We start from the raw sequence: 12239 nt of genomic DNA, 5'->3' as shown, positions 1-12239 counted from the left end.
TAAGCACCTCAAAATCACCATCATACACTAAATCAGTAAGTTGGGAGCATTACCCGTCGTGCCTGTCTGCTCTACTGCGAAATCAATAATCGCTTTAGCCGCTTCTGTTGCATAGCCTTTACCGTTCTGTTCCGGGACAAGCCGCCAGCCAATCTCTAAGGGGGCATTCTCCGCGTTTGCCAGGTGCTGGAGGCATGCTGCGCCAACAATATCTCCGGAAGCCTTTTCTTTGATAGCCCACCACGAAAACCCGTACTTATCCCAACGGGCCTGTACACGCCTGATACTTTCCCAGGTTTCTGCTGGTGTTTTAACTATTCCCTTATTGATACAACGCATCACGCCGGAATCGTTATCCATCACCCGCAAACCCTTGTAATATGAGCCATTAAAGGGTTCAAGCCTTAAACGCGCAGTTTCTAAATCCATCTGACACCCCTTTTTACGTGCCGGCGTTAACTGGATGACCGACTCTCTATCAATCAACGTATCAAGCTGTAAGGAACGTCAGCTACCGGCACAGAGCTGACATGGACGAAGCCAGGTTCGCTTTGAGCGAGAAGCGACGTTGCTAATATCAAGGTGAATTAATCAACGGGGGTGCAGGTCAGGCGAAAAGAAGCTTTTCCGGCAAGACCAGCAGCGCTAGCGCGCACGCTCAATGTGCAACACGGTAGGCTTTCCGTTATGGGCTATATCAACATAATGCTGTTGTTTAATCCCGTGCTTATAGGGTGTGATAGCCTCACAGTAAGGGCAGCATCCTTGCGCCTCTTTACCTGCTATTTCGACGACGTAACGATCATCCAGATCGATGACTTCACCCTGCAAACCTCCGATGTGCATCACTTCTACTTTCGGCATTATCAGCCCTTTTTCATCACCATCTTGCCAGTGGTGTTATCAATCCGATAATGCACGATAGAACCATCAATGATGCGCCTGACAACCTCGCGGGCGGTATCCAGCGGCACCGAAAACCACTCGTTAGGGTGATAGGCTTTACCGTTCTTACCGGTGAGCGTCACCTTCAGGCGCTGTGAGTGCAAAAACCCGTGGATCAGCGTCTCAAACTTATTGGGGTTGAGGTTGTAACACTCCATAGAAGCCAGGATTTTGACCGGAGACTCTAAAAACGCCGCATCGTTAATCGCGTTCTTTGTCCGTTCCTCTACGGTCAATTCCGTATAGCCAATCTTGATGAGGTTCGGTATTGCCAACAGTACCGGATTGTCACTTTTTGTTGTCACAATGTAGATCTGGCCAGAGCGCTTATCTTTGTGAGTAATGTTATTGAATGTCTCACTAACAGAATCCCCATCCCGGATGATGCGACGGCCAGTTTCCTCTTTGAAAAGTCGCTTTGCCAGAGATCGCAGCAGGTGATTCGACTCAGTACCATTTTCAAAAATCAGACGTAAGCGAGGGTTATAACGTCCGTCTTTTTCTTCGCGATACTCACCAATTTCATCAACAATGCAAATCACACCATCCATGATAAACGCATCACCAGTCTGAACCTGGGAACCTTTGACAAATCGAATGGCGCTTGCCTTTCCAGACTTGAGATCGTCATGCAGCTGATTGAATGTTGATTCAAACTGGTAAAAGTCTTTGCATACCCGGCGTTGCGCCACTTCATCGGGATCAGCTGACTTGTTAAATTCAACATTCACCGAATTCAGAATACTGGTGTCACCTAAGTCAAATTCTGCGAAGGCTTCGCTCGCAAAAATGTCATCCAGCGAGGTGACTTCTTCAATTGCTGCTTCGCCAGCCTGCACGGCAGCATGAGTCTCACCTAAATCGCCTTCAAGTTCCGCGAGATTCGGCAGCAAGCCATGACGGTCAAAAGGGATTAGCAAAGGCTGCATGCCATGATTTTGCTGATATCCCCTTAAACGGCGAGTGAGCTGCTTCTCACGCAAATCACCGTCGCTGGATGGTAAGCGGCCGTGCTGATCCACAAACGCGCTGATTTCTTCAAATTTCGCCATTTCTGGTGAAGATGAATAGCTACTTTTTTTTGCCTCAACATTCAGTAATCCAAACTCATCATCACTGCTGAAAATGTCGGCCAGGGAAGGGCGCGAAGCGCCCTTGTTTTTATGATGTGAGAAAGCCATTACTCAGCACCATTTGCGGCTTTGGCCTGAGCCTGAAGCTGCTCAGCCTTTTTACGCTTAACGAATGACAGCGCATCACCCAGGCGACGCTCAAAGGCATCAGCCGCTTTCACTGAAGGCTCACGACCTTTATCGCGGCGAAACTCCAGTACGTGCTTCCAGAGCACAATCGCTTCTTCCTCAGTCATGGTTGATCGCATGCCAGTGACGGTGTCCTGGATGGTTTGCAAAACATCGGTAGTCACCGCTTTAGACAGAATTTCGTAAGCGCCCTGGAAAGGGTTAACCTGGCGGATCAGGTCAACATTGAGATTTTCGATGTTGATAAACTTGCCGCCAATGTTAACGAACTCGCGATTCCCTTTTACCTCACCGTTATTGACTGGCAGTGCTTTAGGCTTGAATGTCTCGGCCTGGCCTTTCCCGTCAATGATAATGGCGCCAGCCGGTAAATCTGCCTCGTTAACCACGCCACCAGTAGACTGAACGACCATCGACGTGTGAACAGCCTCAGCAACGGTCTGAACTTCGTCTGCGTCCATATCTGGATACATCTTCTCGATCACTTTCGGGATCTCCACCAGTTCCAGCACTTCCTGGCTAGGGTCGTTGGTCACTGCGGGTGCAACCACTTCCGGCTTTTGAAGAATCGCGGCTTTAATGTTGTCCATGTTCTCCAGAGCCTTAATTACTTTGTCTGATACCGGCGAGCTGATGTCATCGATAACAACCGTACCAGGCGCGGCCTGTTCATCAGGCATCATGCGTGAGCGAGGCTTAAAGGTGATGGAAGGTGCCAGCACTTGCTCCATCAACAGTGAAACGGTGATCGCTTTAAGCATGTTGTTCACAGAGACCTTAACGTCATCGTCTTCAGCGTCTGGCTGGGCAATCAGGTTGGTGAACTGCGCATGCGATTTGCCTTCAGAGTCGCGAGTGGCGCGGCCAATGATCTGAATGATTTCCGTAAGCGAAGAGCGATAGCCGATAGTCAGAACGTGCTCACACCAAGGCCAGTCGAACCCTTCTTTCGCCATGCCCAGGGCAATGATGATGTCCATATCATCGCGATGCTTCACATTACGAAGGTAGTTCTGAACCTCAAGGCGCAACGGATTATCATCAACCAGGTCAGCAACCTTAAGCAGTCGGCCAGTCTTATCCTGAACGGTGATGATGCCGGTCTGCATATCCTTAGAAAGGACCTTCCCGATAGCGTCCAGGATGTAATCGACTTCTGAATACTTATCCTTTGTGGACTCGATCGAATTCACATTAGGGATGTGGATGATCGTTTTCTTTGAGGTATCGAGCACTTCGTGGATCGCGTCAAAATAGCGTCCCGTGTAGAAGTGGTATCCAATGCCTAGGGATTTCAGGTATTGATAGCCGTTCAGCTGCTCATAGTACGAATACGTCACCTGAGTGAACTTCTCTTCATCCTCGGGCAGCAGGATAGGGACAGCATCACCACGGAAGTACGATCCAGTCATTGCCACGATGTGAGCGGTGGATTCGGCCATAAGACTATCAATCATCGCGCCTAAACGGTTTTCTTCACCGGCTGATGCATGGTGGAATTCGTCGATGGCCAGCAACATGCCATCAAAATCAGATGGCGAAAGCTGCTGGAAGGCAAAGCGCAATGTGGCATGGGTACAGACCAGCGTTTGGGCTGATGGGTCATGCATGAAGTTGACGAACGCTGAAACCTTTTGGCTTTCGCTGCCTGGAATACACAGGTTATTGCTCGGCAACACGGTCCAGTTAGCAAAGAAACCGCCGCTTTTCAGGTCAGTGTCTCTGAACGAGCCGCCAATGCTCATCTCAGGCACAGCCACGATGACCTTTTTCACTCCCTGGTTATGGAGCTTATCCAGTCCCAGGAACATCAGCGCGCGGGATTTACCTGATGCTGGTGGTGCTTTCAACAGAAGGTATTGTGCATTGCGAGCCTCAAAGGCACGAGCCTGCATCTCACGCATGCCCATGCTGTTCAGATTAGAGCTTTTGCCGGTCTGCTTATAATTAACTGTCAATAAGTCCGTCATTATTTTGACCCTTCAGTAATGAGGTTTCCATAACATGTAATCAGATGCGACTGCCGCTCAGCAGCATCTAGGAAAGGTTTGTCTCGATATAATTTATCTACTGCACGATCCAAAGCCTTATGGGCCTTGCGCAAGGTTTCTGGCATTTTTTCTGGATCATAAAGTTCGGCCAAATTTTTTCCAGGGTAATCTTCACGAACCATCAAAACTTCCTCGGCAAGAGATTCGATGTTCTTAGTTTGTTCATAATCAACTATTGGCCAAGGGAATGTGTTATAAACAACCGACGAAGAATAGCGATAATCACTTTTCAGTCTGCCGGCTACAAGACGCATCCAATCATTGTGCATTAACGACATAAGAATGCCGAATTCATAAAGTGAACCGCCGGGAATAATATAATTGGCATTTGTAGCAATGGTATCCGTGTCAAAGAATCCCATTGGGATATAGTTTCGTCTTTCAGATGACACAGCAGGAATTAAGATATAGTTACCTGACTTAGGCTGACTAATCTGCATATATAAATGGGGTTTCTCAGCCATTTTTAATGCCGCAGCATGCCCAGCCTTAATGCGAAGATCGCGGATAAGATTGATTCTTCTTGTAATTTCAGGTATTTCATTTAGATCTTCCTTTGTGGCATCTCGCAGCCAAAGAGTCCAGCGTTCTTTTCCATTGAGAAACTCAGCAGCGCCAAGGGCTTTTTTAATCCACCTCTTAGATTTTGGTTCAGCTTTGATCAGTGCTTCCATCTCATTACGATCAAGGAACAAATTTCCCCCATCGGTTGGTTTGTTACCAAATAGCAATGGTGGGATTTCTTTGAAAAAAGGTTTAGGTATAGGCTTAATAACTACATTGCCACCTTCAACAAGATAAGGGCTTATGTTAGTTACTATTTTACTATGCCACTCCCCATCAACATTTTGAAACAATCGACGAGATTTTGCAGTCGAAGATAGGCCAATAATAATGACATGGACAGCTGCTTTATCTCTAGCATTATTTGCCCAAGAGAATGTTGGATATGCAAAATGAATATTAAGGCCAGCTGTGAATATTGGCTCCCAGAGCGTAGAAACCTGTTCGCCTTGACAAATCGAATTTGTAGAAACTAAAGCCATTTCTGCTTTCGAATTCTTGATATATTGGGCACCCTTCCAAAACCATGATGCAACATAATCAAGATAACCAAGAGCTTTGAAGCCTTTAAATGTTTCTAGCATATCAGATTTTTGAGCTTCGGATCTTCCAGTCGTTCCTAAGAATGGAGGGTTTCCAATTAAATAAACTTCATCGTCAGCACTTTTATTGCAAACTATTTGCCAATCAACTTGGAGACTATTTTCATGATGGATCTTGCCGCTATCACGCAATGGCAATGCTGGTGGTGCATAACCAAATTCTTTTTCCCATTGACTATTCAGTTGGTGCTCAGTCAGCCAGAGTGAAAGACGGGCGATTTCGCATGCAAAATCGTCAATCTCAATGCCATATAGGTTGGAAAGAGAAAGATTAGGCAGATGAATTGATTGCGGGTCTAATTCACGCATGGCGCGCACGATTTCCATCTCCAGCTTACGTAATTCCCTGTAAGCGATGATGAGAAAGTTACCTGAACCACATGCAGGGTCGAAAATTTTGATCTTCTGGATACGGACATGCAGCTCGGTCAACTTACGTTCGCTCTTACGCGCCTTCTCAAGCTCAGCATACAGCTTGTCTAGAAAAAGCGGCTGAATAACCCTCATGATGTTCGAAACGGATGTGTAATGCTGTCCAAGATTTCCACGCTGGTTTTCGTCAATTACAGCTTGGAACATCGAACCAAAAATGTCTGGGTTGATTTCAGACCAGTTCATTGAACCGCAGTCAATCAGGATGCGGCGCGCTTTGCGGCCAAACTCTGGAATTAACTCATCAGCCTTGAACAAACCACCGTTGACGTATGGAAACGCCTGGAAATGATTAGGCAGGCTTTGACGTTTAGGTTCATTCGATTTCAGGTTCAATACGGCAAAGAGCTCAGTAAAGAACTGGTCTACATCTGAGCCATCTTCTTTCGTGTATGACTGAATAGCATTAGCCAGCTGGTTGCGTTCAAAAATGCCAGTGTCATCTGCGTAAAAACAGAACAGAAGGCGAGTTAAGAACACGTTGAGTGCATGAATGTCTGCTGGCTTTGAGAGGTCATTACGCTCGCGGATAAGATCGAACAATTCACCCATTTTTTCTGACGCTTTAACGTCAGCTGGGTGCTCGCTATGCATGACAGCTTTTTCGTAACCGGCTAAAGGTAGAAAGAAAGCATAAGCCTTATGCAGCTCGGTCATAGAAACATCAAGGCGCTCTTCAGCTGTAAGGTCGAAAGCAACGACGCGAGTGAAGTCGGTAGCAATCACAAAGCGAATATCGTTCTTGGCCACCGCATCCGAAGCTTTCAGCTTCGAAGCAACAACTTCAACGTCTTCCCCAGTTGCAACAGCAGAGAAATAAATTTTTTTCTTAACAGCAATGTCATTACCGGTTGCCACGTTTCTTGTATCGTCACTCCTGCGAAGGCGGGAAATCGTACTTTTTGAAAAGCCATAAGCGTCAAGGAAAGCAAAGATAAATTCTGATGGTTTAACGTTAGAACATGCCTGTTCCATAGATTCAATGATTCGGGCATGGGTGATGGCCATGTCACTACTCCTTGGGACATTCTTATTAATTATGAATTGAGAGGTACATTCAATACCGGTTTGAGCAATGAGATTACGCTTAAAAAAACAAACTCTCTATACTAAAACTCGGTTTTATCCACATAACGTTTTGATCCTACAGATGTCCTACATAAGCAGTTCTACGGAGAATCCTGAATTCGTCATTACATGCCTACTTCCGCTTTTGGCACAAAGCGGACGTTAGTATCAAAAACCTGATGGCCCCCTTCGGCTCCCCGGCGCTGCCGGGTCGTCGAGCCCCACTGCGCTAACCGGCAAAGCCGGTAAGCTCCGCCGGACCGCGATGCGTTCCGGGCCTTTCGGCTAGGGTCTGATGGCGAACGGCAAGGTCAACCCCAGCAGCGGGCTTGCGCCCGCGCGTTCACTGGCCACAAAAGGACGTGGCCGCTGAGGACCGGCCCGGCACCGTGGCGTGCCGTTCCGGGGCCGTGCCCTGTTCATCTCCCGCATTCTGTTTCGTTTCCCGGGTCCCTTCGCCGTGCAAAAACCTGGCACCCGGGCGTCTTCACGCAAGGGTCGCGCGCTAAACGGCGGCACCCGGTCCCTTCGGGCTGCGGCTTTGCCGTTTCCCCCTGCGTTCAGCCTGATGCCCGGTCGCCTGTTCTGCCCCCACGGCGACGGAACTCGGAGAAACATCACATGCAACCACACGGGAGACACAACATGTCACAGCAGAACGTCAACACCACGGCTTCAGAATCTAAAGAATCATCTCTTTTTCACTACCAGGGCGATCATGACGGAGCGGGGGAACTGCTGGGCGATAGCTTCTTTGCGCCGGTAGAGTCGGATCTGATTGATTCCCTGCTGGGACGTTATCAGCATACCCGGGCGAAAATTGAAACCATCGCCAGCATGGTGACCAGCGGTGAAAACGCGCCTGCGGTGGCGCACTTTATCAGCGGCAATCTGAGCAGCCGCCGGGGCTATTACGGACGCTCCGTAAGCGAGATGTTCAGCGTGTCGGGCGCGGTCGCGTCCCTGAATTCAGCATTCTGGCAGGAGGCGCTAGACCTGACGGACGTTTACCAGTACATGCCCAACGACCGGCGCAACGAGTGGAATGAGCAGATCCGCGAAATGGCCGCACCGGACTTTGAGGAGAAAACAGTCCGCGCCACGTTGTCTGAACTGCTGTTCTCGCGTGAGAAGTTTTTTGCAGAGCGCATAGACGGCATTTTTCGCAACCTGTCCGGGGAGCACGTCACCAACCGCCCGGAGGGATTTGGTAAGCGCATGATTATGGCGCGAGTGTACGACGAGTGGGGCGGCAACAACTACGATCGCACCGGCTACATTGATGACCTGCGCCAGGTAATCGCGAAATTCATGGGCCGTGATGCCACCAGCTACCGCACCACAGACAAAATTCTGCAGATCGCCCGCAAGCGTGCCGGAGAATGGCTGACCCTCGACGGGGGCGCGCTGCGCGTGAAAGCCTTTCTGAAAGGTACAGCACATCTTGAAATCCATCCCGATATGGCCTGGCGTCTCAATGACATTCTGGCGTTTCTGTATCCGGCGGCGATCCCGGCGGAGCACCGGCAGAAGCCGCGCACAAAGTCGAAGACCTTTAACCTGGCGTCGAACCTGCTGCCGTTCAGCGTGCTGAGTGAACTCAGCGAGCTGGAGATCGAGCGCACCGAACCGCAGCAGCGTAACCGCTGGGAAGAGCCACGGCAGCCGGTTACCACCAACCCGAATAACCGCCGCTTTAAGAACCTGATGAACTTCGATAAAGGCGTGCGCGCCGAGGCTGAAAAGGTGCTGATGAGCATCGGCGGAGTGAAGATGGCCAGAAACGCGTTTACCTGGTTTGAGTTCGACTACGACCCGACCGCGGCAATTCAGGATATTCAGCTGAGCGGCGCACTACCGGATCAGAAAACGCACCAGTTTTACCCGACAACCCAGGCGCTTGCTACGCAGCTGCTTGACGAAGTGAACATTCAGGAGGGAGAAACCTGCCTGGAGCCAAGCGCGGGTATGGGCGGACTCGCCGACCAGATGCCAAAAACATCGACCACCTGCGTGGAAATCTCACCGCTGCACTGCCGCGTACTGGAAGCTAAAGGGCACACCGTAATTGAAGGCGACTTTCTGCAGTGGGCGCAGGAAACCCGCCAGCGCTTTGACGTCGTGGTGATGAATCCACCCTACAGCGAAGGCCGTGCCGTGGCGCATCTGAATGCAGCCGCTGCGCTGGTAAAAGAGGGCGGCCGCCTGGGGGCGATACTGCCAGCGGGAATGGATAAAAAAAGCGTGCTGCCGGGCTGGGACTGCAGCTGGTCTGAACCTATGGAAGGCATGTTTGCAGGGACGGGGGTACGCGTGGTGCGACTCATGGCGTACAAGCCAGAATAACAGACAGAAAAAAGGCAGGGTGTTAACCCTGCCAGATTCCGCCCCTGGTATCTGCGACGAAGCCGGGGCATCAGAGAAACACTGACCACAGAACAGGAGATCAATGTGTCTACAGCGCAAACCTTAACACTGGATAATCAGACAGTAAATCCGGAATTAACCGGGACGCATGAGCCGGTGCGAATGGACGTTATCGAAGAGATTGCCGCAACGGCTGCGGGAACTGAGCGACCGGCGCTTATCTGGGGCAATACGGACCGGGCAACGGTGGCCGCCGAGGCGCTGTGGGTCTTTGCCAGACGCACCGGGCTGGACGGTCGCGGAGATGAGGCGTTAACAGCCGTGCAGGATCTGATAGCTAACCTGATGCACCTGTGTGAACAGGAGGGCATAACGGACGAAAACGTAACATTTGCGTCGCTGGTCAGTTCTGCGGAAATGCATTATCAGGCTGAGCTGGACGAATGTTAAAAGCACTAAGCGCGGGGCTGGCAATGGCCCTGCAGCTGCTTCAGCCGCGGCTTTAAAAGCGGGCGGCCCTGCGGGCCGGGGAAAACCGGTGCTGACGCACCGGCTCTCTCCCTTCGCCTGCGCTTTCTCTCTCCGGGACGCTGTCTCATGGTCTTCTCTCTCTGCTTCCTGCTGCTATTTGTTCTGCTGCTGTGCTGCAGCTGCTTCTCCGGCTTCATGTTCCTGAAAGTCAACGGCATAAACAGCCTGATGGCCCCCTCCGGCTCCCCGGCGTTGCCGGGTCGTCAGCCCCACTGCGCTAACCGGCTGTGCCGGTAAGCTCCGCCGGACCGCGAGGCGTTCCGGGCCTGACGGCTAGGGTCTGATGGCGAACGGCCAGGTCAACCCCTGCAGCCGGCTGGCGCCGGCGCGTTCACTGGCCACATAAAGACGTGGCCGCTGAGGACCGGACCGGCGAAACGCCGTCCGGGGTGTGTTCATGCCCGCTTCCCCGTCAGGTGAGGCTATTCCGGTCATTCCAGGCGCGGAGGGCTTGTCGTAGCACCGTCATTCATCAGACACAAGGGTGAAGTGCACGCCTGCGGCGCCCTTGTGTCTGCTGCCTGCCGTTGCTCCTTTGCCCTTTGCCGCGACTGGATCGACCGAAACATGAAACCTCACACGCACAGGAGAACTGCCATGAACACACATAACATCAACGTCAACACCGCCACGCCAGAATCTCCCAAAACATGGGTTAAAACCCCTGAATCTGTTTACTTCACGCGTAAAACAGCTGCGCTTGCTGAGCTGGCACAGCTTGAAGGCGACATGATGGCTGACATTGCCCTGGATTGTCTGGACATCGGGGATGAGGATTTACATGAAGCCATGTGCATCCCAGTGATCGCACATGACCGGATCAAGCGGCTGGAAGCAATGGGCGCCATAAACTCACCGGCAGTCTACGAAATAGTGCATGCGGTAGATGCTCTCATCACTGATATTGACCCGTCTGTATCTCCTGACGCGCTACCCACGTTGCAGGAGTACCAGGCAGCAGCGTCAGAAAAGAAAGCGCAGTGCCTGGCGGAAATTCTGGAGAGTCTGAAGCCGTTTAACGTCATTGCATATGGGCAGATGGAATATCCAGAGGATGATCCGGTCTATGGCACATACTGGCGGGAAGGGAACATTCATCTGGGGCGCGCCTGGACGGTGGCGGAAGCTATGCAGATTGCCGCAGCAGCATGGCTTGAGGATGAGTGGGAACCGCGTGAGCCGGGAGAAAGCTACTGGGACAGCGATTTTGGCCGGGATATGGGACCGGTAAGCTTTTCGCCACGCACAATCATCATCAGCGATGAAAAAAATCGTAAGGTGCTGACGGCAAATGCAGTAAGCCTTGAATGGAATGCACACGTCACCTGTCAGGAAGAAATCAGCCGTCTCGCCGCAGAAAGAGACGCGCTGTTGCGCGAAGCGGCGCTTGAAAGCAGCTGGGATAACTTTTCAACGGCGAAGCAGCTGCGGGCGAAGGCGGAGGCAACGCAGGCGGGCGTAGTCGATAGCGCCTGGCAGGGACATCCTGACGTGATGGACGCGCTGGCAGCTTTTGTCCGTCCGGCGCGTAAAACGTGGGGCGACAGGCTGAACACTCGCGGGCTTTCCAAATTCATGGCGAACGACATGACGTTTCTGGTCAGCCTGAGCGATCGCAGCTGCCCGGCATCAAAGAATGAGCGTTACGAGCTGATACACGGGCTTGCGCTGAGTATTGCCGATCACGTAAGCCGCGCCGTCACTGACTGGTCAACGCCACGTCCGAAAATTCCCGCTGCGGTGATCGCTGCCTGGCTGCTGACAAAAGAAATGGTGCTGGAGCTGTTCGGGGAAAACGGGGAGGAAATCTGGTCAGGCGTACGGGGCGCACTTAAATCACGCCTGACTGAATATTATCACGACTGCTGACATCGCAATTCATACCGGCAGGCTACAGAGTGGGGCGGGAGAAATCCTGCCCGCTTTGAGCGCGCCAGAAAAGCGGGCGGCCCTGCGGGCCGGAAAAAGACGGTGCTGACGCACCGTCTCTCTCCCTTCGCCTGCGCTTTCTCTCTCCGGGATGCTGTCTCACGGTCTTCTCTCTCTGCTTCCTGCTGCTCTCCGTCCTGCTGTGATGCAGCTGCTTCTCCGGTTTCCTGTCCATAAAGGTCAACGGCATAAACAGCCTGATGGCCCCCTCCGGCTCCCCGGCGTTGCCGGGTCGTCAGCCCCACTGCGCTAACCGGCTGTGCCGGTAAGCTCCGCCGGACCGCGTAGCGTTCCGGGCCTGACGGCTAGGGTCTGATGGCGAACGGCCAGGTCAACCCCTGCAGCCGGCTGGCGCCGGCGCGTTCACTGGCCACATAAAGACGTGGCCGCTGAGGACCGGACCGGCGAAACGCCGTCCGGGGTGTGTTCATGCCCGCTTCCCCGTCAGGTGAGGCTGTTCCGGTCATTCCAGGCGCGGAGGGCTTGTC

General features: G+C 52.0%; 8 protein-coding genes. 3 read left to right on the top strand and 5 right to left on the bottom strand.

The features are described 5' to 3' along the window. Nucleotides 1-27: 27 nt before the first annotated feature. The 5 genes from Q9R34_RS17770 to Q9R34_RS17750 all read right to left on the bottom strand — a co-directional run bounded on the left by Q9R34_RS17770 (nt 28) and on the right by Q9R34_RS17750 (nt 6864). The gene (locus Q9R34_RS17770) at nt 28-429 is read right to left on the bottom strand and encodes a GNAT family N-acetyltransferase (protein ID WP_485895432.1); all 402 of its coding nucleotides are present in this window, start codon (nt 427-429) and stop codon (nt 28-30) included. 216 nt (nt 430-645) lie between these two features. Further along, nucleotides 646-864 (bottom strand): hypothetical protein, encoded by a 219-nt coding sequence (locus Q9R34_RS17765; protein ID WP_485895430.1) that lies wholly within the window; start codon nt 862-864, stop codon nt 646-648. A 2-nt stretch (nt 865-866) separates the two neighbouring features. Next, the gene (locus Q9R34_RS17760) at nt 867-2126 is read right to left on the bottom strand and encodes a GIY-YIG nuclease family protein (RefSeq protein ID WP_485895428.1); all 1260 of its coding nucleotides are present in this window, start codon (nt 2124-2126) and stop codon (nt 867-869) included. Further along, nucleotides 2126-4177, bottom strand: coding sequence for a DEAD/DEAH box helicase (locus Q9R34_RS17755; protein ID WP_485895426.1), 2052 nt, complete (start codon nt 4175-4177; stop codon nt 2126-2128). Before Q9R34_RS17755 ends, Q9R34_RS17760 begins: the two co-directional genes overlap by 1 nt. Continuing rightward, nucleotides 4177-6864, bottom strand: a complete 2688-nt coding sequence (locus tag Q9R34_RS17750; RefSeq protein WP_485895424.1) for a DNA methyltransferase — start codon at nt 6862-6864, stop codon at nt 4177-4179. Before Q9R34_RS17750 ends, Q9R34_RS17755 begins: the two co-directional genes overlap by 1 nt. A gap of 705 nt (nt 6865-7569) precedes the next feature. Here Q9R34_RS17750 and Q9R34_RS17745 point away from each other — a divergent pair. From Q9R34_RS17745 to Q9R34_RS17735, 3 genes are all read left to right on the top strand, one after another. After that, the gene (locus tag Q9R34_RS17745) at nt 7570-9270 is read left to right on the top strand and encodes a DUF4942 domain-containing protein (protein ID WP_485895422.1); all 1701 of its coding nucleotides are present in this window, start codon (nt 7570-7572) and stop codon (nt 9268-9270) included. Nucleotides 9271-9375: 105 nt separating this feature from the next. Next, nucleotides 9376-9741 carry a hypothetical protein gene (locus Q9R34_RS17740; protein ID WP_485895420.1) on the top strand — a complete coding sequence of 122 codons (366 nt, stop codon included), beginning with the start codon at nt 9376-9378 and terminating at the stop codon, nt 9739-9741. A 678-nt stretch (nt 9742-10419) separates the two neighbouring features. Continuing rightward, nucleotides 10420-11691: a hypothetical protein gene (locus Q9R34_RS17735; protein ID WP_485895418.1), complete on the top strand. Its 1272-nt coding sequence runs from the start codon at nt 10420-10422 to the stop codon at nt 11689-11691. Nucleotides 11692-12239 lie beyond the last annotated feature (548 nt).

It is taken from the genome of Enterobacter sp. BRE11 (assembly GCF_031844285.1).
Classification (GTDB): domain Bacteria; phylum Pseudomonadota; class Gammaproteobacteria; order Enterobacterales; family Enterobacteriaceae; genus Pantoea.
The sequence above is the reverse complement of the archived record's forward strand: the minus strand, read 5'-3'. Positions and strand labels throughout refer to the sequence as shown.

Bases quoted from the DNA above. Each gene is read 5' to 3' on its own strand.
- Q9R34_RS17750 (WP_485895424.1), bottom strand. From the start codon at position 6,864: ATGGCCATCACCCATGCCCGAATCATTGAATCTATGGAACAGGCATGT.
- Q9R34_RS17745 (WP_485895422.1), top strand. From the start codon at position 7,570: ATGTCACAGCAGAACGTCAACACCACGGCTTCAGAATCTAAAGAATCA.
- Q9R34_RS17770 (WP_485895432.1), bottom strand. From the start codon at position 429: ATGGATTTAGAAACTGCGCGTTTAAGGCTTGAACCCTTTAATGGCTCA.
- Q9R34_RS17760 (WP_485895428.1), bottom strand. From the start codon at position 2,126: ATGGCTTTCTCACATCATAAAAACAAGGGCGCTTCGCGCCCTTCCCTG.
- Q9R34_RS17735 (WP_485895418.1), top strand. From the start codon at position 10,420: ATGAACACACATAACATCAACGTCAACACCGCCACGCCAGAATCTCCC.
- Q9R34_RS17755 (WP_485895426.1), bottom strand. From the start codon at position 4,177: ATGACGGACTTATTGACAGTTAATTATAAGCAGACCGGCAAAAGCTCT.
- Q9R34_RS17765 (WP_485895430.1), bottom strand. From the start codon at position 864: ATGCCGAAAGTAGAAGTGATGCACATCGGAGGTTTGCAGGGTGAAGTC.